Source organism: Microbacterium natoriense (assembly GCF_030816295.1).
GTDB lineage: Bacteria > Actinomycetota > Actinomycetes > Actinomycetales > Microbacteriaceae > Microbacterium > Microbacterium natoriense_A.
The window spans coordinates 1,357,084-1,377,970 of sequence record NZ_JAUSXV010000001.1 but is presented as its reverse complement, the minus strand read 5'-3'; the positions used below and the strand labels follow the sequence as shown (position 1 = coordinate 1,377,970).

Sequence of the window (20,887 nt, the reverse complement as noted above, 5' to 3'; positions counted from 1 at the left end):
AGCAGCCGCTTCCCTGGCCGGGTGCGTCAAGGATGGCGAATGCCGAGTAGCTCCAGCACGAGAGCCGCTTCGCCTGGGTCGAGCGCGCGGAGCTAGTGGCCCTCGCCGGTGGTTCGGGCGCGCATCCGCCCCGTCTGATGTGCCCAGATGGCGATCTCGACGCGGTTGCGAGCGCCGAGCTTGGTCATCAGGCTCGCGACGTGCGTCTTCACCGTACTGAGGGTGATGTACAACTCTCTCGCGATCTCGCTGTTGCTCAGTCCGCCCGCGACCTTCGCGAGCACCTGTTCCTCGCGTTCGGTGAGCGGCTCGACCGGCTGCGGCGGAGGGGCTGCGGGCCCCGCCCCGGCGAACGCCTCGAGCAGCCGCACCGTGACATCGGGGGCGATCAGAGCATCCCCGCGGGCCGCAGCGCGGATCGCCTGGGCGAGCAGCTCCGGTCCGGCATCCTTGAGCAGAAAGCCCTTGGCGCCCGCCCGCAGCGCCGCGAAGACGTACTCGTCGAGGTCGAAGGTCGTGATGACGACGACCGCCATCGGGTCGTCCGCACCTGGGCCGGCGAGCACACGAGTGGCCTCGATACCGTCGAGGTCGGGCATGCGGATGTCGAACAGGCAGACGTCGGGTCGCAGACTGCGGGCGAGGGCGACGGCTTCGTTGCCGTCGACGGCCTGACCCACGACCTCGATGTCCGGCTGCGCGCCGAGGATCATGCTCAGCCCCGTGCGCACGAGTTCCTGGTCGTCGGCGACGAGCACGCGGATGGTCATGCTGCCCATCCAACACGAGGGAGCACTGCGGTGACGACCCATCCGCCGCCCGGCGCGGGTCCCGCCTGGCAGGTGCCGCCGAGCAGGGCGGCGCGCTCCATCATGCCGATGATCCCGAATCCGGGCGTGGGAGACGCGGCGACCTCTCCGTCATTCGTCACGCTCAACGTCAGCTTGCCTGCATCCGCCTGCACGAGCACATCCACTCGCGTGACCTGCCGGGCGTGACGGAGGGCGTTGGTCACGGACTCCTGCGCGAGGCGGAAGACAGCGGCTGCGACGGGCGGCGGGATGCTGCCGTCATCGCCCGTGACCTTCACGACGACTGCCACACCGCCCGGCCTCGTTCCGGCGAGCTGCTCGATGTCGCCCAGCCTCGGACTGGGTGCGAGCTCCGCCGTATCGCCCTGTCTCAGCACCCGCACCATGGACCGCAGTTCGCTCAGAGTCTTGGCCGCCTCCGCTTCGATCACGCCGAGCGCGTCCTCCGCCGCTCGGGGGTCTCGCGTCGCCACCGCCAGGCCCGCCTGGGCCCGGATTGCGATGGCCGAGACGTGGTGGGCGACGGTGTCATGCAGATCACGGGCAAGATGCTCGCGCTCCAGCATCCTGATGCGATCGAGACGACGCTGCCGGGATCCGGCCCGATAACGGAACGCGATCCCGAGCAGCACCATCGTCAGCAGCAGCGCGAACCCGCCGATGAGATCATCGAGGCCTTCCCCGCGGACGAACGTGAGGCCGAGGCTCGCAAGGAGGATGACCGACCCGATCACGAGGTCGCGACCTGATCCCCAGCGGAAGAGTGCGTAGACCATCACCATGACGAAGAGGCTCGTGTAGAGGGTCGAATCGGGCAGGAGCAGCCCGAGCGGCACCATCACGATGACGAGCATCACCAGCGGCCTGGTGCGACGCCACAGCACGGTCGGCAGCACGGCGAGGAGCACGAGCACCGAGACCAACGGCTGCTGCAGGTCGGTTCGGAGGCTGCCCTCGACCACCGCCAGCACGGCGACGAGGGCCAGCAGAACCCAATCCCGCCAGACCCGGCGCGGCGGAGGGGGCACGGCGCTCGGCGCCCTCCACGCGGAACGCAGAAGCCCGGTCACTCCGTCAGGATACAAGCGCACCTCGATCCGACACGCGGCGCACCCGCCGGCCGGTCCGTCGACGGATGAGCAGCTCCGCCACGATGCTGTTGACCACGAACGCCGTCGCGACCAGCCAGGCCTCACCGAAAGCGTCCACTTCGCCGAGGGGGATCGTCCACAGCGCGAAGACCAGCGCCTGGGTTCCGCCGGAGACGGCGATCGCGTAGGCGCGTGTCATCCATGCACCGTGTGCAGCGAAGTCGCGGCGCGTGATCGCGATCACCGCCCGCACGAGGAACACCGTCATCGCTGTCGCGAAAACCAGGCGGACCATCGCGAGTGCGAGCTCATCGAGGTGGCCGCCGAAGAACACCGCAAGCCAGATGGCGGACAGCGCCGCGATGAAGGCGGCGGGGATCAGGACGCGGCCGGCGGCGCGGTGCCAGCGATGCCGGATACGCAGTGCCGGCGAGAACTGGAAGGCGCCGAGAACGCAGTACACGGTCATCGCCACGATGTGCGCGACCAATACCACCGCTGAGGGCAGGAGGCCTGCGCCCTCGGGGTTCGTGCTCACCTCCGTCAGCCGAAGCGCCCCTCCGAACACCGGGAGTGCGCTGAGCAGCAGGAGGCCGGCAATCGCCGGCCATCCGCTCTTCGAACGCCGCTGCGGTTGTCCGGCAGGCGGGTGGGAGACCTTCATGTGTTCCGACATGTCTCGATGCTGGCGTGAGCGAGGACGGCGGACATCGGCCTTCCGCACGGACTCGGAGTCGTACTTTCGGCCGGACGGATCCTGGTCTGCCGGCCGATGACGCGCGAACCCGAGGCGGCGAGCATCGAGTCATGACAACCGACACGACCATGACCGCGGCCGTCTATCGCCGCTTCGGCGGCCCCGAGCAAGTGCACCTCGAGCAGCGCCCCACCCCTTCGCCGAGGCCCGGCGAAGTGCTGATCCGGGTGCACGCGAGCACGGTGAGCATCGCCGACCATCGGTCCCGCGCTCGCGACATCCCGGCCGGCCTCGGTCTGCTCGCGGCCGCCGGGCTCGGCGTGTTCCGGCCGAAGCATCCGATTCTGGGCATGGATGCCGCCGGCGTCGTCGAAGCCGTCGGCTCGGGTGTCACCGCTTTCACCGCCGGCGACCGTGTCATCGCGGCGATGGGCGGAGCGTTCGGCGGCCACGCTGAGTACGTGTGTGTGCCGGCCGACGGGGCGATCACCCGTGCTCCTGCGAGCATGACGCTCGAGGAAGCCGTGACCCTCGTGTTCGGCGGCATCACCGCGCTGGGCTTCTTCGGACAGATCACGATCGGGCCGGGCACCTCGGTGCTCGTGAACGGAGCATCCGGCGCGGTCGGGACTGCGGCGATCCAGCTGGCGAAGCATCTCGGCGCCGACGTCACCGCCGTGACGAGCGAGGGCAACGCCTCGCTCGTCACCTCACTCGGCGCCGACCGGGTCGTCGACTACACCCGCCAGGACTTCGCCGCGGGAGGCGGCACGTACGACGTGATCGTCGACTGCGTCGGCAACGCCCCGTTCAGCCGGGTACAGGCATCCATCAACCCCGGCGGGGCGCTCCTGCTCGTCATCAGCGACCTGTGGTCGATGCTGCGCAGCCGCGGGCAGAGCCGCCGCTCAGGAAAGCTCGTCACCTGGAACGTCGGCACGCCCGGCGCTGACGAGCTCGCGCACCTCGTCAGCCTCGCGGACGCCGGCCGCTTCCAGGCCGTCATCGACAGGTCCTTCGATCTGGCCGACATCGTCGAAGCGCACCGCTACGTCGACACCGGACGCAAGCGGGGCAACGTGGTGCTGGTCACTCGACGATGACGGCTCCCTGTCGCTGCAGCCAGTTCAAGATCGCCTCGTTGAGCTCGGTGGGCTTCTCCTGCTGGATCCAGTGCCCGCAGTCGAGGCTGACGACGTCCACGTTCGGCACGAAGTCCGCAAGCGTCTCGGATCTCTGGACCATGTCTCTGTCGGCGTAGATCATGAGTGCGGGCTGGTGGATGATCGGGGCCACGTCGGCGAGCAGGTGCCAGTTGCGGTCAAGGTTCCTGTACCAGTTCACACCGCCCGTGAATCCCGAGGTTTCGAAGGCGGAGACGAGAACGGCGAGTTCGTCGTCGCTCATGACGGGCTCGCCGAGTGGTGCCTCTGCTCGGGCGAGATCGATGAACTCCATCCCGGGCTGAGGCGGACGTGGCGGTACGTTCTTCCGGTACAGGTTACGAAGGAACTGGAACGCGTTCTCATCGAACACGGCGTCCGCGACGCCGGGCTGTCGATTGAAGTGGACGAAGTAGAAGTCACCGCCGAGCACGGCTTCCATGAGTTCGATCCACGGAACCTCTCCGCGCTCCTGGTAGGGCAGGCTCAAGTTGATCACCTTGTCCACACGGTTGGGGTGCAGCAGAGTCAGCCCCCAGACGACGCTTGCGCCCCAGTCGTGACCGACGAAGATCGCCTTGTCGTATCCGTAGTGATCGAGAAGTGCGACAAGATCGCCCGAGAGGTGTTCGATGTCGTAGGCCGTCACGTCAGTCGGCCGCGAGGAGTTGCCGTAGCCACGCTGGTTCGGCACGATGACGTGGTACCCCGCAGCGACGAGGGCAGGCACCTGATACCGCCAGACGGAGGCATGGCCCGGCCATCCGTGGCACAGCACTACGGGATTCCCCGCGTTCTCTCGTCCTGCCTCGAAGACTTCGAGTTCGATGCCGTTGACGGGGATGAGGGTGGGGTCGGGGAAATCGGACAGGTTCACGGATGCTCCTTTGAGATTGGCGCCAGATCGCGTCACGGATCGGCTGCGCTCCGAACGTAGGACGCATTCTGGACACCGGATGTCCTAGATCTTCGGCAAGCTGAGATCATGCGAACTGATTCCACGAGCAGAGCTCTGCAACTGCTGTCGCTTCTGCAGACTCACCGCTTCTGGCCCTGTGCGGAACTTGCGGCTCGGCTCGGGGTGGCCGAGCGAACGGTGCGCCGAGACCTCGACCGCCTACGCGATCTCGGTTATCCGGTCGATTCCACTTCGGGGAGGTACGGCGGCTACCGGCTCGCGGCGGGAGCGCACGTGCCTCCATTGATCCTCGACGACGAAGAGGCCGTCGCGGTGTCCATCGGATTGCGCTACGCGGCCGAAGCAGCCGTCAGCGGGATCGAGGAGACGTCGCTGCGGGCGCTGGCGAAGATCGAAGCGCTCCTGCCTCATCGGCTGCGCCGCCGCGTGTCGGCGCTGCATTCGAGTGTCGCCTCACTGCGTCGGACAGTGGATGACAACGTCATCCATCCGGAGTCGCTGAGTGTGTTCGCTGCGGCCTGTCGCGACCATGAGCACGTGCGGTTCGACTACCTGCGAAGCGACGGTGAAAGCAGCAGGCGGAACGTCGAGCCGCACCAGCTCGTCACAGCCGGACGACGGTGGTATCTCGTCGCGTGGGATGGAGACCGTCGCGATTGGAGAACGTTCCGACTGGACCGGATCCGGGAGCCGCGGCCGGTCGGCAGTCATTTCACGCCCCGTGAGGTTCCGGGCGGAGACGCGGCCGAGTTCGTCGCGAACTCGATCGGCCGCACGCGGCGCCATCACGATGCGACCCTCGTCATCCACACACCTTTCACCGAAGTCGAGGGCGTGCTTCAGTGGGCCGACCACACTGTGGAAGAGGCGCAGGCAGAGCATTGCGTCGTCGGAATCCGCAGCGAAGATCTCGGACGGCTCGCGATGACGGTTGCAGAGATAGCACTCACCGCTCCGGTGACTGTCATCGAGCCAGCCGAGCTCGCGGGCGCTATCGAGCGGCTCGCCGCTCACCTCAGAGACCCGTCACCGTATGCGCGACTCGCGTGAGACGCTCGCCACGTTCGCGAACGGATTGACACCGAAGTGAGAGATCTCCGCTTCCGACGGGACAGCAGACCTGTCCGATCTCACGAGACCTGTCATGAGATGAGACGAACGATCACCGGAATCACGCGAAATCTCTAGCGCGACCCGCCGCTGACTTGTCTCACCCGAGTTGTCAGAATCTGCGACGAAGCGTGTCTCGGTGTTTCGGTCAGGCGAGATCCGAGGCGTCCTACCCAGCCAAGATAGAGCAGAGGATCATCGCCTGTCGGATTGCGTTTCTGGCGTCGTCTGCGGTCACGACGATGCGCTGACCCACCTTCAGCGATGAGTAGTTCACGATTTGCAGATACTTCGTATCGACAAGCCCGCCGGCGTGCACGTGTGCGTGACGTGTTGCCCAAAGCTTCGTGAGGAGAACCCAGTCGACATCTGGAACGAGTCGCGGATCGATATCCAGGTGAGCGGAGTAGAGGTCGGCCAGGTCATCCAGCCTCTGAAAGACGTTGCCTTTTCCTTTTAGGATTTGACCCGCAGGTTCGACGCGGCGTTCGAACTCAGCCCGCGCCAATCGCTCAACGACGCCCACGACTCTGCTGAGCGTGTCGACTGCAATACGGTCGAACACTCCTTGCTCTCTCAAGGCGGCTCGTTGGGGGCCGGGAATGCTGTCGAGCGCGCTCAGCTTCGAGGCTTCCGCTCCCAGCGCATCGCGGGCGACCTCGCCTGCATCGAGAGCTCCGCTGACGGGGCAGAAGGAGTGCTCGCCAAAGACGGCATAGCGGATACCGCACGTCACGCACGTTCGCTCCCTGACAAGCTGCTCCTCGTCGATATCTGGGAGAGGCTGTGGATAGAAGGGCATCGACCTGTAGGTGATCTTCACGAACTTGTTGCTTCGACCCGATCGTCCGAGACCTCCGAGAGCCTCGGATATGAGTTGCATCGCGGCGTCCTGAGCAACGCGCATCACGCGTTCTTGCTGCTGCGAGGTCACGAAGCTTGTGTGCTCCTCTTGATGTCCGCAGTACGGACAGGTCAGGATCAGATCGTCGGGAAGCGCCTTGTAGTCGTCTAGATGCATCCTGAAGATCTGCTGGCATACTGGGCACTCGCGTCCGAAGTAGCCGTGCTCGTCAGACGGTATAGAGACGCGAAACGTCTCATTCCCTGATTCGTCACGTCCCTCATAGCTTGCGCCATCAGCGGTGCGAAAGGTCATAAGGGAAAGTCTCTCAGCTTGCATCGACACTGGCCACGCACGCGTACTAGGACGCCGGTAGGCTCTCTGCTCCGCTGGTCGCGATCAGAGCCACCTGATCCGCATCGAGATAGCGGAAGCTCTGAGGCGGCTCAAGGCCAAGGAGAGTCCGCAAGGACGCCAACGAGACAGGCCGTGCCCACGTTTGTGGGTCCTCCACTTCAAGCAGAGTGGAGGCTTCGGCGCCATCAAGGTACTCGCCGAGCGCGTCTTCGGCGATGCCGATCGCGTCGGAGTGCATCTCCCAGACGCGGTCGGAAGGAACTGTGCTTGTTTGTTTGAGGCGCACAGTGCCCAGAACCGCTCTCTCGGGGGAGCTGGAGTACAGAACGACTGTGGTGCCGGGTGGCACCTCTGGGAATCGCCGTCGCACTTCGACGGTTTTTCGTCCTTCGAGAATCGCGCGCGCGTACCGTGGTTTCACTGAGATGAGCAGCGCCCTTTTCATCTGGCTTCCCATCCTGGCTGTGTGCGGATGAGGTCGTCGAAAAGACCGGGAGCGCCGGTACGTGTTGTGAGTAGCGACGTCGTGGTTCCGTGCTTGCGGAGCAGCGCGTCGAACGAGCGCTTGCCGACGGGCTGGTCAAGCACCTGCGTGTCTTCGAACCTCAGCACAAGCACCTTTCCGTCAATCGCATGACCTTGGATCTCGCCTCGGTGCAGGACGCCGAGTGATCGATACTTCTCAGCCGCGTCCTGGACGTCCAGTACTTCAGCATCGAGTACGCGGGAGTGTGCCACCACAGCTCGGACGGCGCTACTCTCTCGCGCCCTGGGATCTTTGGTCACGTACCAAAGCACGCGAGTCGGGATGTCCCAGTGTCTCATCTTCGGTGCAGCGAAGTAGACGAACTCGCGGGCGAGCCCCAGCGCAGGGCGTTCGCGCAGCTGGATCAGCGTGTCATTGAACCCGAGGAGCTCGCGCGCATACCGCGGTTGAATAGGCACGATGCGCACTGGAACAGCTTTGTCGAGCACGATCTGGGGCCAGTTCTTTCGCTCGTAGTCAGCGACCGCGCCTGGGGTCTCTAGCGACTCAGTCTGGGCCGCGCGAGGGTGACGACCTAGTTTCACCGCGAGGGGCGCCCCCTCGAAGCCATCTGCGACCAGGGCGGCTCGAAGCACTTCATCGACCACGTCGTCGACGACCTCGACGGCCGTCGCGCCTCGTTCCAATGCCAACGCCCGAAGGTATCGTGTGAGCTGAAACGCGATGGTGCCGCCGAGTGATCCCCGCGCGACGCGGATCACCGCAACCGACAGCACGTCACCGCGGACCTCGGCCGAGAGCAGGGCACGTTTCCGCCCTCGCTCGTCAACCAGCAGGTCGATCCTCGCACTAGCAGGTCTCGCAAGAACGGCATGAAGCCGTTTCCGGAACTGCTTGCCTTTTTCGCCTTTGTGAACTTCGACGAACACCTCCTCGAGACCAGAGGATGATGCCGTCACTTCTTCCCAGCGAAGCCCGACCGACTCGAGTTGTCCTGAGCGGAACTCCGTTGGGGCGGACGGCGGAATGAATGTCCTAAGAAGATCAACTGGTCGGAGAACATCGATCGCGTACTCTTCGCGTGACCAGCTCGCGGTCGCGGCGAGGAAGGTCTCGTCCCGCGTCACGAAGTAGTCAGCCCCGGCGAGCACCGCATCCGCCAGATGCTTGGCGTCGCTACGAAGGCTGCGGTCTCGTGCAGTGAGCTCGGCCGGCATTCTTCGGAGGATGTCCGACGCGAGGGACCGCATGCCGTCTTGACGCCGCAAAGCAACCAGTCCGCTGAGGTTGCGCTGTACACGTTGCCGTTCGGACGCAGGCTCAAGATGGTTCACCTCAAAAGACACCTCGGGCGAAACGGCGAGGTCAACGACGTCAACTAGCCAGTCCGCCGCAAGTCCCTTGGATTCTTCACGATCCGGGCGATCCATCTGATCTGAGACGTACAGATCGATCACAACGTTCGAATCAAGGACAGCGATCGGTCGAGATGACTCGTAAAGCGCACTCTCCAGCAGGTCGAACTGCCCGATCTTCCTCATCCAAATCGTGAGCACCGAGCCCTTCGCCGCCCTGCCCGGGCGCTCACCCGTCGGCGCCATGTCAAGCGAATGCCAAAACCCATCGATCTCGTAGTCTGACCGGCAATGCGCCGTGATTAGTGCACGATCTGGATTCGCCGTGATCGCTGCATGGACCATTTTCTTTGCGAGACCAGTACCGCGGGCAGCCTCTCCGACGCAGACGTGGACGAGCTTCAGAGTCTGCTGTCGAGGCGTGCTGTACAGCACATATCCCTGCACCGTGCCATCAACGCTGCCCACAATCAACCGACCCCGGGACCGAGCCTCTTCGAACGCCGCATAGGGCAGATGCCCCAGCGTGGAGCGATGATCTCGGTGCAGTTCCAGCACGCGAGAATACTCAGAATCGGCCTGCGAGCGGTCAGCGCTCCAGGCGAATATCTGAACCCGCGCCATAGCGCCTAGCGTAGGGGCTGGTTGTACGCGATCTGTCAACGCCACAGCCCGGCATCGCAGCAGCCCCCTCTACCGTCACGATCGGTTGAGGGTATGCCCGAACACTGTTTCTGGCGAGAGGGCCTCCAGATCCCGGCGGTAACGCTCGATGATGTGGACGAACGCGCGTTCGTCGCGGCGACCGACCCCACTCAGGATCGCCGCCTCCGCCGCCTGCTGATCGACTGGTTCGTACCTCATCGTGTGATCGAAGTAGAAGTCCTCGTGGAGCCCGGCGTTCAGATGGAACTTTCCAGTATTTTGCACGTACGTATATAGGTGCTTCTCGTCGCTCTCGAACGCAACCCAGACAGGTACGCCTTCAGGGTTCCTCACGAGGTAGAGATTCATCGTCGTCGCCTCCCGTTTACATCTTGCGCCATCCGGGTGGATGCGAGAGGCGACAAACGCGCTATCCGTGAGTGATCACTGCGTGGGCGGCCAGCGGGTAGGTCACGATGTCGGTGGCAGGACCCAGTATGCGATTCATGCCTCAAACGTCCTTGAATCCACTGCGCGTCGAGCGCGGAAATCTGCAATTGGGTCGACACTCCAGCGTCCTCGGCGTGATCGCGAACTCGCTAGCCGTCGTTGCTCCGATCGTGAGCATCGCGCTCGGCGTATGGGTGACAAATCTGAACTCAGACGTTGCCCATCTCAACGCCACCATCAACGGGCTCCATCAAGATGTAGCGTCCGCGGAGGCGTTGCTCATCGATCGCGAAGAGATCATCGAGGACCTCCGCGCCGAGAACATCGAACTCATCGCGGCACTCCCGCCGAGCATCCCGCCCGAGCAGGTGCCCGACGCACGCAACATCGGCACCGTAACTTTGGCAGCCGGCGGCGATTCGATAGACCTGAACTCGACGCTGCCCAACTTCGGGAACGGCGCTGATCGGATCCAGAAGGACACCCTCCAATTCGCAAACGGAGTCCTCACTTCGCTGTGGGGTGTCGACGTGCTCCAACTTCCCGAAGGAGAGGCTGCCTACGAGACTTGCGCCGTCGCCACCGGGTACGCCCCTACGAACACTATTGAGCCTCATCGCCTGGATGGTCGCGTCTGCATCCGCCTTCAGTCCGGGAACTATGCCCGCATCACAGTGGATAAATTGGAGGAAGAACGCGTCGAGCTCACACTCACAACCTGGGATGCTCCGCTCTAATGGCCTGAGGAGGCTAACGGCGATGCGATCAGCAGAAGTTGCGGGGCAAGCCCTTCTCGTCCTTGATGTAGACGGGACGATCTCACGGATCCGCCGCGAGGAAGAGTACGCACTCCATCAGGACGAGCCAGGATGGCGTGCGTGGATGAGCGTGGACGACGAGGTGATCGATAGGCTCGCTGGTCTCGTGACCCATTCCAATCTCAGAGTCGCTTGGCTGACGACTTGGCCACACGATCAAGTCGCCTGGCTCATCGAAGGACCGCTCCGCGGCAAACTTGCAGGCCAATACGTTCCTTGGCGGAACTGGCCGAAGCGTGGCTGGCGGATGCAGAGCATGATCTCGTATGTCCGTTCGGCACAGCCCTCAGTGGTTGTGTGGGCCGATGATCGCGCGCAGGAAAGCGCGGCCCGGAGCATTACGGATATGACGGAGACTCCCGCGTTCGTTGTAAAACCGGACAAGTTCGTCGGCCTCACCTTGAGGACATCGGCAAGATCGAGGCCGTCCTCGCAGCGATGCACGGACGCTGAGGAGCGCGCCTGATTTTGCGCGGTCGAGACCCGGATCGCTGACAGGATATTCCTATGACCATCGACCCAGCACCGGCAGCGAGTTCGTCTTCCGATGCTCCTAGCACCGTCAGCCAAAGAGTGCTCGAGGGACCCCACGGCCCCCTCGACGTCCGCGTCTACCTGCCGAACGCTCGAAGAGGCGCAGGGATTGTCTGGGTGCACGGGGGTGGGTTCGCCAGCGGCGACCTCGACATGCCGGAATCCGACTGGGTCGCTAGGCAATTCGCCGAACACGGCATCGTCGTCGTCTGCGTCGAGTATCGACTTGCGCCGATCCCCAACGAGTGGGCGGCGCGGTCGGGTTCTTCAGGTCGAAGTGGTGTGCATTATCCGGTCGCGTCCGACGAGGTGGAGTATGCGTTCCGCTGGGCCTCGGAGTCAGGCCTGGCGACCGGAGAATGGGCTCTCGGGGGCGCGAGCGCTGGCGGAAATCTCGCAGCCGGTGCAAGCCTCCGCCTTGTCCACAATGAACGCACACGCCCAGCGCTAGTCGCACTCTCCTATCCGACCCTGCACTCCGTTCAGCCTGCACCAGATGCGGCTCTTCGTGCAGCGTTGGACCGGAACCCCGACGCCGATCGATTCGGCCCGGACGCCGTCCGTGCGATGTACGAGAACTACCTCGGAGCGTCGCTCTCCGGCGCAGACATCTTCGCCGTGCCGGGAACGGCTAGCGCAGACGATCTCGAAGGGTTTCCACCAGTCATCATGATCAATGCGGATGTCGACGAGCTACGCGTGTCCGGTGAAGCCTTCGCCGACACTCTTCGCGAGGCTGGCGTCGATGTCGAGCTGCATACCGAAATCGGCTCGCAGCACGGGTTCCTCAATATCCCAGAAGATCCTGCCGCGGCCGCGGCGATCGAAAGGTTCGCAGCACGCATTGTCGACACAATGCGGGACTCAACCGGGGTCCGGCGGGAGCGCGGCTGATACAGCGAGTGGCCCTGAGCGGGACGCCCAGGGCCACCCTTCGATCGGATCTCAGGTGAGGAGTTTCTCTCTGATCTGCCGAAGTTCATCATTGGCGAGGCCATTGGCGAGCAGGTACGCGGCGACCGTGCCGTGATCATGTCGGATGTTCGCAAGCACCTCCTCGATATAGGCGGCGGGCGATGACAGCATCTCCTCGATCACGCTGTCGGGAAGGGCCGTATTGGCCGATGCATCTCCCCGGAGCACATCGACGACTTCAGCGAGGAATCCGTCGCCGAGTCGCTCAGCGGACTCCGCGTATGTGCGGATGATGTCGTCGTCGCGCACGCCGAGCGCCGCGAGCAGGATGGCGATGAACACACCGGTGCGGTCCTTCCCTGCGGTGCAGTGAGCAAGCACCGCCCCGTTGGCGGAAGCCACTTCTCGAATGCCTGTCACAAGCGCAGGACCTCGTTCCTTCACGATCTCCGCATAGACGTTCCGTAGCGTGTAGCCGATCCCCGCGTCGGCTGCCGCACCGATAGCAGCGCCGGCGTCCGTGTTTCGCGGGCTGTGCAGGGGAAGGTGAACAACTCGCGCTTCGCCGACAAGATCCGGCGCACGGCGCACTTCATCGTCGCCTCGAAGGTCGAGAACTGTAGTGATGTCGAGTGCAGCCAACGCTTGCCGACCGGCGTCGTCGAGCCGGTGCAGGCTCGCGCTGCGGTACACCATCCCGTCCTTGAGCGTGCGCCCGTCGACGGTACGCAACCCGCCAAGACCCCGCGCGTTTCGCACCCCGGGGGATCTCGACGTCAGCATGATCGCCGGCGACACCCTCGACCGGCACGGGTGGCACCGTTCCCGTTCGCACTGCCTCCGCCAACCATCCGAACGATGCCTTGGGGGTGCGAGCCTGCGTGTGCGGGTCGACGTGGACCAGCCCGAAACGCTGCGCGAAGCCGGCCATCCACTGGAAGTTGTCGAAGCTCGTCCACACGTGGTACCCGCGAACTCGGGCGCCGTCGGCGATCGCGTCGCTCAGCTCTTCGAGAGCCCAGCCGAGGTACCGGATCCGGTCGTCATCCTGCACGAATCCCGCAGCATCCGCGGTTTCCGGATATCCGACACCGTTCTCGGTGATGACGATGTCAGGGTGATCGGGGTAGGTCTGGGCGACCCAGTCGAGCGCATGGCGGAGCCCCCCGGGCGTGAGCTGCCTGTGTGCGCCGCCCCACGGCAGCCCCGGGGCAGGTACCACGGCGAACCCCAGACCAGCTGTCGCCGGGGCGAGACCGGCGAACATCGCACCGCGTGGAGGAAGATCGGCGAGGTGCGCGGCAGCGCGCTCGACAGAAGCAGCGCTGTACAGCGAGTACCAGTTCAGTCCCAGCACGTCCATCGGCTGAGCGATGATCTCTTCGTCACCATCGCGGATGAGGTCGCCGAGAGTGGCGGCCATCTCCGGTAGGTGCCCGCGGCCTAGCATCGGATTGAGGAAGAGTCCGCCTTCGAAGTGCTCTGCGCGTTCGGCAGCGCGAACGTCATCGGGGTGCGACGTAGCGGGGGCCACACCGCTCTGGCTCAAGATCGTGCCGATCTCGCCCTTGACGCCGGCTGCGCGCAGCGCCTGGATCGAGCGGCCGTGCCCGAGCAGAAGGTTGTGCACCGTAACAAGGCCTGCCGAGCCCTCCTTGCGTGCGGGCGGTAGGAACCCGGCGACATAGCCGCCGAGCGATGGGTGGCTGGGTTCGTTCATCGTGAACCACCGGCCGACCCGGTCGCCGAGACGCGCACCCACGACGGTTGCGAGGTCGGCGAGCCACTCGGCGAAGTCGCGTTCCATCATCCCGCCGAGATCTTCGAGCCATTGCGGAGTATCCCAATGGTAGAGATTCAGGGCCGGTGCGATGCCACGTGCGAGAAGCCCGTCGACCATCCGCTCGTAGTAGTCGAGCCCAGCCTGGTTGATCGTGCCCTTGGCGTCGGTGATGATCCGCGGCCACGACACGGAGAAGCGGTGAGCACCCGCGCCAAGCTTCTGGAGGATATCGAGATCACCGTCGAGGCGGTGGTACTGATCGATCGCCGTGTCACCGGAGGTACCGTCGGGAGTCTTCAGCCAGGTGTGCATGGCGGTGTCCCACACCGACGGCACCTTGCCGTCGGCGTCCCATGCTCCTTCCACCTGGTAGGCGGCGGTCGCGGTGCCCCAGACGAATCCTTCGGGGAATGTGTGCGTCATCGATCTTCTTTCATGCGGCCGGCGGAGTCGCCGGCATGGTGGAGGGTGCCGCGGATGGCGCTGGGGTCGCCATCCGCGGCAGGCGTGGTGCTGCGTCGAGCAGCTGGCGGGTGTAGTCGTGCTGAGGGTGGGCGATCACCTGTTCGGTCTCGCCGCTTTCGACGATCCGCCCTTCGCTCAAGACCGAGACGGAATCGGCGATCATCCGCACGACGGCGAGGTCGTGCGAGATGAACAGCATGCTGAGCCCCGCCTCTTCGCGCAGATCGGCGAGGAGGTTCAGCACCCGGGCCTGCACGGAGACATCGAGAGAGGAGACCGGCTCGTCGCAGAGCAGGAGCGCGGGCTCGGCGACAAGCGCTCGCGCGATCGCCACGCGCTGGGCTTGTCCACCGGAAAGGGTGGTCGGTCGCGCGTCCGCGAATCGTGTCGGGTCCAAACCCACCCGGTCCAGTAGCTCGCGTGCCCGCTCTCGGCGCTGCCGTTTCGTGCCGATTCCGCGGATGGTCAACGGTTCGGCGACGATGTCGATCGTCGCGCGATGCGGTGCGAGCGAGGAGATCGGGTCCTGGAACACCATCTGCACTGGATGCTTGGGGTCACCTCCGACGCCGACGATGTCGACAGCGCCGGATCGTGGGCTCTGCAGCCCGAGGATTGTTCTGGCGAGAGTGGACTTGCCGGAACCGGACTCGCCGACGAGCCCGACGCATCCGCGCGCGGGGACAGTCAGGCTGACCCCGTCCAAGACGATCTTGTCGCCGTATCCAACCACAAGATCTCGGATGCTGAGAATGTCGGCGCTCATGACAGCGCTCCTTCCGCGGGAGTGGGCAGACGGTGCGGCCGAGGGCCGTCGAGGCGAGGGATGCTTTCGAGCAGGCTTCTCGTGTACGGATGCGTCGGCGCCGAGAGCATCGTCGTTGTCCGTCCTGCTTCGACGATCTTGCCGGCGCGCATCACGACGATCTCATCGCACCGCTCGGCGGCCACTCCCAGATCGTGCGTCACCAGCAGAAGGCTGGCGCCGGTGCGCTCGCGCATCTCATCCATGAGATCGAGCACACGCTTCTGCACGATGACGTCCAGCGCCGTGGTGGGCTCGTCACCGATGAGCAGAGCCGGCTCGGTGAGGGTGGCAGCGGAGATGCCGATGCGCTGGCGCTGCCCTCCGGAGAGTTCGTGCGGGTACCGGCGGGACTCGACGTCGGGGCTGCGGAACCCGACCTCGCGCATCGCGTCGATCGCCCGCGCGGTTCGGCCCCGCCGTCCTCCTCCGGACCCGGCGAAGGACAACGCCTCAGTGAGCTGTGTCCCGACCCGGAAAGTGGGGTTGAGTGAACGGAGAGGGTCTTGGTGGACCATACCGACGCTGCGGGCGAGTGCCCGTCGATGAGCTCGCCCTCGAAGAGACAGCATGTCGTGCCCGTCCAACATCACTCGGCCGCTCACACGCATCGATACGCCTGGGGGGTGGATGCCGAGGATCGATCGGATGAGCATCGACTTGCCGGCCCCCGATTCTCCGACGATCGCGAGTGATCCGCCGGCGGGAAGCGACAGGTTCACTCCGTCGACCACGGTGTTGTCCACACCGCGACGGGTTGCAATGGTGGTGAGGTTCTCCACGTGAAGGACGGGGTTCATCGCTTCGCCTCCCTGAAGTGCTCACCGAGCACGTTGATGGAAAGGATGGTCAGGCACAGCAGCAGTGCGGGGAACAGCGCCACCCACGGCGCATCGGCGAGTTGCGCGCGTCCGTCAGCGATCAGGCTTCCCCAGGACGGCTGCGGAGGGCGAAGTCCGAAGCCGAGGAAGCTGAGGGCGCCTTCGGCGACGATCGATCCTGCGACGGAGATCATCAGGAACGGGGTCATGCGCGGCAGCACGCTGGGCAGCACCTCTCGAGTGACGATGCGCCATCCGCTGGCCCCGAGGGTGCGTGCGACGACGACGTGGTTCTCCGTCGCGACCGCAAGCGTCGATGCCCGGCTCAGTCGCGCGAAGACCGGGATGGAGAAGCCTGCGATCGTGAGGGCGATGGTGGGAAGGCTGGGACCTGTGAGTGTGACGATGGTCGAGATGACGATCAGTCCAGGGAGGGCGATCGCGACGTCGGTGAAGAAGCCGATGATCGTCTCCACCACCCCACGCATGAGGCCGGCCCACACGCCGAGGAGGATGCCGATCCCGCCGCCCACGACGACTGTCGCGAGTGCGACGGTCGCGCTTGCTCCTGCACCGTGGAGTGAGCGTGCCAGCACATCTCGCCCCAGGTTGTCCGTGCCGAACAGATGCGCCCAGCTCGGCGGCTGGCTCAGGGCTGCGTAGTCGTTCGCGAGCGGATCCGCTCCGGCTCCCAGCACGAAGGCCACTGCGGCGATGAACAGGGCGATGAGCCACCCGGTGGAGAGAAGGAAGCCTATTCGGGGCACTCGGAGGGCGGACCGAGGCGAGCGAATCGCGGCGGTGGGTGCCGCGAGGTCAGGCGATACCACGAGAGCTCCTCGGGTCGATACGGTTCACGGCGATGTCCGCGAGGATGCCGAAGATGACGATGATGGTTGCTGCGAACAGCACCAGACCCTGAATCAGTGGAAGATCGCGAGCGCCGAGTGCGGCGATGGTCAGCCTCCCGAGCCCGGGAATCGCGAAAAGGCTCTCCACGAGCAGGGTGCCGCCGAGTGCGACGGCGACGTTGATGCCGACGAGGGCCGTCAGAGTCGGTGCGGCGGGGCGCAGGATGCGCCGCCACAGCAGCTGCGTGTCTGTCGCTCCTCGTACCAGCGACGCATACGCGAACGGAGAGCGCAGGGCGTCGACGGCCGACCCGCGTAGAGTGCGGAGGTACACGGCCGATTCCGCGATTGCGAGGGTGAGCACGGGCAACACCATCCGATACAGGTTGTCCAACGGGTCTTCGACGAGTGGGACATACCCCGAGGCCGGGAACCAGCCGAGCTGAACGGCGAAGATGTAGATGAGCAGGACGCCGACGACGAACGACGGGATCGCGACGACGAGGAACGTCCCTCCCGACACGAAGCGGTCCAGAGTCCCGCCCGGTGTTCGAGCGCTGTGCAGGGCGAGGGGGATCGTCACTGCAAGAGCGATGATCTGACTGAGGATGACGAGCTCGGCCGTGGCCGGCACCCGCTCGATGATCTCCGTCAGCACAGGCCGGTCGGAAGTGAACGAGGTTCCCCAGTCTCCGGTCACGACGCCTCCCGCCCAACTCAGGAACCTCGTGAAGAAGTCCTGGTCGAGGCCCAGCGCGCTGCGCAGAGCAGCACGCTGGGCCTCGGTGGATTCCTGACCGAGGAGGATGAGCGCCGGGTCGCCGGGCAGAAGGAACGCGAGCTGGCAGGTGAGAGCGGCGATGACGATCAGAACCAGGAGCGAACGTCCCGCACGCGACAACCAGGCGAGCTTCACTTGCCGGCCCAGCCGATCTCAGCAGGGTCGATGGAGATGAACGTCAATCCCGTCATGTCACGGACGCCCACCAGATCTGCCGACGAGATGTAGCCGAAGTTGCTCGCGGTCATCCACAGGGCCGGAAGATCTTCGGCGAGGATCGCGGAGACGTCTTCATAGCTCTTCGCCCGTTCAGCGGGGTCGGTCTCTGAGGCGATTGCAGCGAGTCCGGCATCCACCGACTTGTTGCTGTAGCCGGTGAGGTTGTACGGGGCACCAGTGGAGAAGACCAGCGCCGCACCGGAAGCGTCGCTGAAGATCGAGGTCACGAAGTCGGCGGCCTCGAACTGCTTGGAGGCCATGACTCCGGTGAAGGACGCGGCATCGACCGGAGCGATCGTCACGTCGACGCCGACCTTGGCGAACATGTCCTTCAGCGCGGTCGCGCGCTGAAGAGCACTGGGCAGGCTCGACACCGTCAGTGTGAAGCTGAGGTCGGCATCCTTGAGAACCTTTTCAGCTGCCTTGGGGTCGTACTTCGGATAGTCGACCGTCGGGGCGCTCTCGCCCAGCAGGCTGTAGGGGCTGTCGACGGGCTTGCCTTCTCCGAGGTTGACGACCGCGTTGAGGGCATCGCGATCGATCGCCTGAGCCAGAGCCCGGCGGATCTCAGGGTCCTGGAACTTCGGGGAGGTGAGGTTCAGAAGGAGCGACGTGACGGAGATTGCACCGGCGTGTACGGCAAGCTTGTCATCTTCACGAGCCTGCTTGAACTGGTTCGCCGTCTCGCTCACCATGATGCCGAGGTCACCGGACTGCAGGCTCTGGAAGCGCGAATCGGCGTCGGGCATCATTTTGAACACGATCGTGTCCAGGTTCGCGGGCTTGCCCCAGTACTTCTCGTTCCGGGCGACGGTCACCGAGTCTCCGGCAACGAAGTCGTCGACGACGTAGGGGCCCGCTCCCAGCGGGAATCCAAACGCGTCCTTCGCCGTGGTGGAGGCGATCATGCCGAGCGAGCGCTGAAAGAGGGATGCGAAGTCTGCGTTGGCGATCGCGAGGGTGAACACCATCGTCGTATCGTCGACGATCTCCATGCCGGCGATCTGTCGCGCCTGGCCTGCCGCCGATGAACCGTTCGCCGGGTCGGAGAGCCGTTTGACGTGGGCCTGAATCGACTCAGTGGTGAGAGGAGACCCGTCGGAGAACGTCAGGTCGGCGGGGATCTTGAGGGTCCAGGTCTTCGCCGTGTCGTCGGGAGTGAACGACTCGGCCAGCCCGGGAGCGACCGTTCCCGCTTCGCCCGCGATCATCAGAGGCGGGTACAGCGCCTCCGCGAGCATCAAAGCGGGGGCAGCGGAAATCGTGCCTGCCAGTGGGTCGAGGGAGGGAAGCTCTCGGTCAAGGCCGACGACGAGCTCACCTCCCTTTGTGGGTGTGCCAGCATCGCCCGAACCCGTTCCGGGGCTGGCTGGGGTGCTGCATGCTGTGAGTGCGAGCACACCGATGACGGTGGCTGCGATGAGAGCGCGGGTCACTCTGCGAGGCATGGGGTGTCCTTCTGATCCGGTGGCCGGGCGGCCACATCAACGACATTGTCGACGTAAGGTGAATGATGGCACCGGTGCCACTTTCCATTCGATGAACGCAATCTGAACACTAGTGGCACTAGTGCCACTTTCGCTACCTGGTGTATCCATATCGATACACTTACGAACGGAACAAGCTCATGAAGACGAATGCCAAGACGAAGAGCCGACCCACGCGTGCCGAACAGAAGGACCGCACGCGTGAGGAGATCCGGCGCGCCGCGCTGGATCTGTTCGAGACGCGGGGATTTCATGGCACCACCATCGATGACATCACCGCCCTCGCCTCGGTCGGGCGTCGCACCTTCTTCCGTTACTTCCTCTGCAAAGAAGCCGTGCTGTTCGATGGTGGCGTTCTTCCCCACCTCGGGGCCGACATGGAACCACTGCTCGAGTCGGGAACACCGCCGGTGCGCGCACTATTCATGGCACTCGAGAATCGCAGCGCGCGCACGTCGCGGACTCCGGACGAAGCGACGCTCCGCAGACGCAAGATTCGCGCAGAGCTCTTGCACGAGCCGTCGGTGGCCGAGTTCTACCGCCTTCAGGTTGCGCTCGTCGCACAGATGGTGACGGACGTCGTACGCCAGCATCCGGAGCACGCAGCTGTGCCTTATCTGCCGGAACTCGTCGGCGGCCTCCTGCAGATCATGACGATCGAACACCTCGAGAGCGGCGAGACTCTCAATCTGTCGCTCGACGCGAGCCCGTGGCGCGAGGCCGTACGCGCGCTTGAGCGCAGTTTCGACGACAAGAAGGCCTAATCTTCTTCTGCGACGGTGCGCACGGACGCCACACCCCGCATACCCATGATGCGCTCGAGGAGCGGCTCGATTGACTTCCCTCTGCCTACGACGCGAATGCGCACCTCGACGCGCGGCTTCCCGTCCGACTTCGTGACGTCCTGAGAGCTCTCCAGTCGTACGTCGTAGCCCGACGCCGCCGCCTGTTCCAACAGGACACGAAGGATGCCCCGTCCGCCCCGATACACGACGGCAACGATGCCCTCGTCGTCGCGAGCCAGCGAAACACGCCGGCCCCAGATGGTGAGCACGTACATCGCCAGCAGATCGAGCACGGTCGCGAAGATGGCGACCGTCGGCATTCCCGCCCCGCACGCCATCCCCACCGCCGCGCTGATCCAGATGGAGGCGGCGGTGGTCAACCCACTGACCGAACCCCGCTTGACGAAGATCACTCCACCACCGAGGAAGCCGATTCCCGAGACGATCTGCGCCGCGATGCGGGAGGGATCCAGCCGCCCGTCTGCGTTCAAGGCAGGGTCGAACCCGTACGCCGACACGATGGTGAACAGCGCCGACCCCATACCGACCAGCGCGTGAGTGCGTAGTCCCGCGCTCTTCTGGCGCCGCTGCCGCTCATAGCCGATGATCGTGCACAGCACGAAAGCGAGCGCAAGCGTCGCCAGCTGGGTGGCCAACGTGGGTGAGAACCATTGCATCGCCAAGTCCTTTCTA

The 20,887-nt window shown here is 64.8% G+C and carries 21 protein-coding genes and 1 pseudogene; 6 read left to right on the top strand and 16 right to left on the bottom strand.

Annotated elements, in window-relative coordinates; all coding sequences use genetic code 11:
- Positions 1 to 92: 92 nt before the first annotated feature.
- From QFZ53_RS06335 to QFZ53_RS06325, 3 genes are read right to left on the bottom strand one after another with little or no spacing between them, the layout of a single operon-like run.
- Positions 93 to 770: a response regulator gene (locus QFZ53_RS06335; protein WP_307294680.1), complete on the bottom strand. Its 678-nt coding sequence runs from the start codon at positions 768 to 770 to the stop codon at positions 93 to 95.
- On the bottom strand, positions 767 to 1,882 hold the full coding sequence (locus tag QFZ53_RS06330) for a sensor histidine kinase (protein ID WP_307294678.1): 1,116 nt from the start codon (positions 1,880 to 1,882) through the stop codon (positions 767 to 769). Before QFZ53_RS06330 ends, QFZ53_RS06335 begins: the two co-directional genes overlap by 4 nt.
- Before the next feature lie 4 nt (positions 1,883 to 1,886).
- Complete coding sequence (locus QFZ53_RS06325; protein ID WP_307294676.1) at positions 1,887 to 2,579, bottom strand: DUF2306 domain-containing protein; 693 nt, start codon at positions 2,577 to 2,579, stop codon at positions 1,887 to 1,889.
- Between the two features lie 131 nt (positions 2,580 to 2,710).
- Here QFZ53_RS06325 and QFZ53_RS06320 point away from each other — a divergent pair, with 131 nt between their 5' ends.
- On the top strand, positions 2,711 to 3,703 hold the full coding sequence (locus tag QFZ53_RS06320; RefSeq protein ID WP_307294674.1) for an NAD(P)-dependent alcohol dehydrogenase: 993 nt from the start codon (positions 2,711 to 2,713) through the stop codon (positions 3,701 to 3,703).
- Here the strand turns inward: QFZ53_RS06320 and QFZ53_RS06315 are convergent.
- On the bottom strand, positions 3,690 to 4,640 hold the full coding sequence (locus QFZ53_RS06315; RefSeq protein ID WP_307294672.1) for an alpha/beta fold hydrolase: 951 nt from the start codon (positions 4,638 to 4,640) through the stop codon (positions 3,690 to 3,692). The genes QFZ53_RS06320 and QFZ53_RS06315 overlap by 14 nt on opposite strands.
- 108 nt (positions 4,641 to 4,748) lie before the next feature.
- Here QFZ53_RS06315 and QFZ53_RS06310 point away from each other — a divergent pair, with 108 nt between their 5' ends.
- Positions 4,749 to 5,732, top strand: coding sequence for a helix-turn-helix transcriptional regulator (locus QFZ53_RS06310; RefSeq protein WP_307294670.1), 984 nt, complete (start codon positions 4,749 to 4,751; stop codon positions 5,730 to 5,732).
- Between the two features lie 229 nt (positions 5,733 to 5,961).
- On the opposite strand, the gene QFZ53_RS06305 is transcribed toward QFZ53_RS06310, so the two are convergent.
- The 4 genes from QFZ53_RS06305 to QFZ53_RS06290 form a co-directional block, all read right to left on the bottom strand.
- Entirely contained in the window at positions 5,962 to 6,951 is a 990-nt protein-coding gene (locus QFZ53_RS06305; protein ID WP_307294668.1) for a hypothetical protein, read from the bottom strand.
- A gap of 46 nt (positions 6,952 to 6,997) precedes the next feature.
- Positions 6,998 to 7,450 carry an ASCH domain-containing protein gene (locus QFZ53_RS06300; protein WP_307294666.1) on the bottom strand — a complete coding sequence of 151 codons (453 nt, stop codon included), beginning with the start codon at positions 7,448 to 7,450 and terminating at the stop codon, positions 6,998 to 7,000.
- Positions 7,435 to 9,459, bottom strand: coding sequence for a GNAT family N-acetyltransferase (locus QFZ53_RS06295; protein ID WP_307294665.1), 2,025 nt, complete (start codon positions 9,457 to 9,459; stop codon positions 7,435 to 7,437). The genes QFZ53_RS06300 and QFZ53_RS06295 overlap by 16 nt, the downstream gene beginning before the upstream one ends.
- A gap of 75 nt (positions 9,460 to 9,534) precedes the next feature.
- Complete coding sequence (locus QFZ53_RS06290) at positions 9,535 to 9,849, bottom strand: hypothetical protein (protein ID WP_307294663.1); 315 nt, start codon at positions 9,847 to 9,849, stop codon at positions 9,535 to 9,537.
- Positions 9,850 to 10,064: 215 nt separating this feature from the next.
- On the opposite strand from QFZ53_RS06290, the gene QFZ53_RS06285 reads away from it, so the two are divergent.
- The 3 genes from QFZ53_RS06285 to QFZ53_RS06275 are packed head-to-tail and all read left to right on the top strand — an operon-like array spanning position 10,065 to position 12,176.
- Positions 10,065 to 10,667 (top strand): hypothetical protein, encoded by a 603-nt coding sequence (locus tag QFZ53_RS06285; RefSeq protein ID WP_307294662.1) that lies wholly within the window; start codon positions 10,065 to 10,067, stop codon positions 10,665 to 10,667.
- A gap of 22 nt (positions 10,668 to 10,689) precedes the next feature.
- Positions 10,690 to 11,214: an HAD domain-containing protein gene (locus QFZ53_RS06280; RefSeq protein WP_307294660.1), complete on the top strand. Its 525-nt coding sequence runs from the start codon at positions 10,690 to 10,692 to the stop codon at positions 11,212 to 11,214.
- A 41-nt stretch (positions 11,215 to 11,255) separates the two neighbouring features.
- Complete coding sequence (locus tag QFZ53_RS06275; protein WP_307294658.1) at positions 11,256 to 12,176, top strand: alpha/beta hydrolase; 921 nt, start codon at positions 11,256 to 11,258, stop codon at positions 12,174 to 12,176.
- Between the two features lie 51 nt (positions 12,177 to 12,227).
- On the opposite strand, the gene QFZ53_RS06270 is transcribed toward QFZ53_RS06275, so the two are convergent.
- The 7 genes and pseudogenes from QFZ53_RS06270 to QFZ53_RS06240 form a co-directional block, all read right to left on the bottom strand.
- Positions 12,228 to 12,980 (bottom strand): tyrosine-protein phosphatase, encoded by a 753-nt coding sequence (locus QFZ53_RS06270; RefSeq protein ID WP_307294657.1) that lies wholly within the window; start codon positions 12,978 to 12,980, stop codon positions 12,228 to 12,230.
- A 58-nt stretch (positions 12,981 to 13,038) separates the two neighbouring features.
- Positions 13,039 to 14,403 (bottom strand): annotated as a pseudogene (locus tag QFZ53_RS06265) (glycoside hydrolase family 1 protein); the annotation flags it as partial.
- Positions 14,404 to 14,413: 10 nt separating this feature from the next.
- The gene (locus tag QFZ53_RS06260) at positions 14,414 to 15,211 is read right to left on the bottom strand and encodes an ABC transporter ATP-binding protein (RefSeq protein ID WP_307294655.1); all 798 of its coding nucleotides are present in this window, start codon (positions 15,209 to 15,211) and stop codon (positions 14,414 to 14,416) included.
- The gene (locus QFZ53_RS06255; protein ID WP_307294653.1) at positions 15,208 to 16,050 is read right to left on the bottom strand and encodes an ABC transporter ATP-binding protein; all 843 of its coding nucleotides are present in this window, start codon (positions 16,048 to 16,050) and stop codon (positions 15,208 to 15,210) included. The genes QFZ53_RS06260 and QFZ53_RS06255 overlap by 4 nt, the downstream gene beginning before the upstream one ends.
- Positions 16,047 to 16,901, bottom strand: coding sequence for an ABC transporter permease (locus tag QFZ53_RS06250; protein ID WP_307294650.1), 855 nt, complete (start codon positions 16,899 to 16,901; stop codon positions 16,047 to 16,049). Before QFZ53_RS06250 ends, QFZ53_RS06255 begins: the two co-directional genes overlap by 4 nt.
- Positions 16,888 to 17,838 carry an ABC transporter permease gene (locus QFZ53_RS06245; RefSeq protein WP_307294648.1) on the bottom strand — a complete coding sequence of 317 codons (951 nt, stop codon included), beginning with the start codon at positions 17,836 to 17,838 and terminating at the stop codon, positions 16,888 to 16,890. Before QFZ53_RS06245 ends, QFZ53_RS06250 begins: the two co-directional genes overlap by 14 nt.
- Positions 17,835 to 19,370 (bottom strand): ABC transporter substrate-binding protein, encoded by a 1,536-nt coding sequence (locus QFZ53_RS06240; RefSeq protein ID WP_307294646.1) that lies wholly within the window; start codon positions 19,368 to 19,370, stop codon positions 17,835 to 17,837. The genes QFZ53_RS06245 and QFZ53_RS06240 overlap by 4 nt, the downstream gene beginning before the upstream one ends.
- 179 nt (positions 19,371 to 19,549) lie before the next feature.
- Between QFZ53_RS06240 and QFZ53_RS06235 the strand changes: the two genes are divergently transcribed.
- Entirely contained in the window at positions 19,550 to 20,173 is a 624-nt protein-coding gene (locus QFZ53_RS06235) for a TetR family transcriptional regulator (protein ID WP_307294644.1), read from the top strand.
- On the opposite strand, the gene QFZ53_RS06230 is transcribed toward QFZ53_RS06235, so the two are convergent.
- A complete protein-coding gene (locus tag QFZ53_RS06230) occupies positions 20,170 to 20,871 on the bottom strand; it encodes an MgtC/SapB family protein (protein ID WP_307294643.1) in 702 nt (233 codons plus the stop codon). The genes QFZ53_RS06235 and QFZ53_RS06230 overlap by 4 nt on opposite strands.
- Positions 20,872 to 20,887 lie beyond the last annotated feature (16 nt).

Coding starts and splice junctions, on each gene's coding strand:
- QFZ53_RS06335 (WP_307294680.1), bottom strand. CDS start 770: ATGACCATCCGCGTGCTCGTCGCCGACGACCAGGAACTCGTGCGCACG.
- QFZ53_RS06325 (WP_307294676.1), bottom strand. CDS start 2,579: ATGTCGGAACACATGAAGGTCTCCCACCCGCCTGCCGGACAACCGCAG.
- QFZ53_RS06320 (WP_307294674.1), top strand. CDS start 2,711: ATGACAACCGACACGACCATGACCGCGGCCGTCTATCGCCGCTTCGGC.
- QFZ53_RS06310 (WP_307294670.1), top strand. CDS start 4,749: ATGCGAACTGATTCCACGAGCAGAGCTCTGCAACTGCTGTCGCTTCTG.
- QFZ53_RS06305 (WP_307294668.1), bottom strand. CDS start 6,951: ATGACCTTTCGCACCGCTGATGGCGCAAGCTATGAGGGACGTGACGAA.
- QFZ53_RS06300 (WP_307294666.1), bottom strand. CDS start 7,450: ATGGGAAGCCAGATGAAAAGGGCGCTGCTCATCTCAGTGAAACCACGG.
- QFZ53_RS06295 (WP_307294665.1), bottom strand. CDS start 9,459: ATGGCGCGGGTTCAGATATTCGCCTGGAGCGCTGACCGCTCGCAGGCC.
- QFZ53_RS06290 (WP_307294663.1), bottom strand. CDS start 9,849: ATGAATCTCTACCTCGTGAGGAACCCTGAAGGCGTACCTGTCTGGGTT.
- QFZ53_RS06280 (WP_307294660.1), top strand. CDS start 10,690: ATGCGATCAGCAGAAGTTGCGGGGCAAGCCCTTCTCGTCCTTGATGTA.
- QFZ53_RS06275 (WP_307294658.1), top strand. CDS start 11,256: ATGACCATCGACCCAGCACCGGCAGCGAGTTCGTCTTCCGATGCTCCT.
- QFZ53_RS06270 (WP_307294657.1), bottom strand. CDS start 12,980: ATGCTGACGTCGAGATCCCCCGGGGTGCGAAACGCGCGGGGTCTTGGC.
- QFZ53_RS06260 (WP_307294655.1), bottom strand. CDS start 15,211: ATGAGCGCCGACATTCTCAGCATCCGAGATCTTGTGGTTGGATACGGC.
- QFZ53_RS06255 (WP_307294653.1), bottom strand. CDS start 16,050: ATGAACCCCGTCCTTCACGTGGAGAACCTCACCACCATTGCAACCCGT.
- QFZ53_RS06240 (WP_307294646.1), bottom strand. CDS start 19,370: ATGCCTCGCAGAGTGACCCGCGCTCTCATCGCAGCCACCGTCATCGGT.
- QFZ53_RS06235 (WP_307294644.1), top strand. CDS start 19,550: ATGAAGACGAATGCCAAGACGAAGAGCCGACCCACGCGTGCCGAACAG.
- QFZ53_RS06230 (WP_307294643.1), bottom strand. CDS start 20,871: ATGCAATGGTTCTCACCCACGTTGGCCACCCAGCTGGCGACGCTTGCG.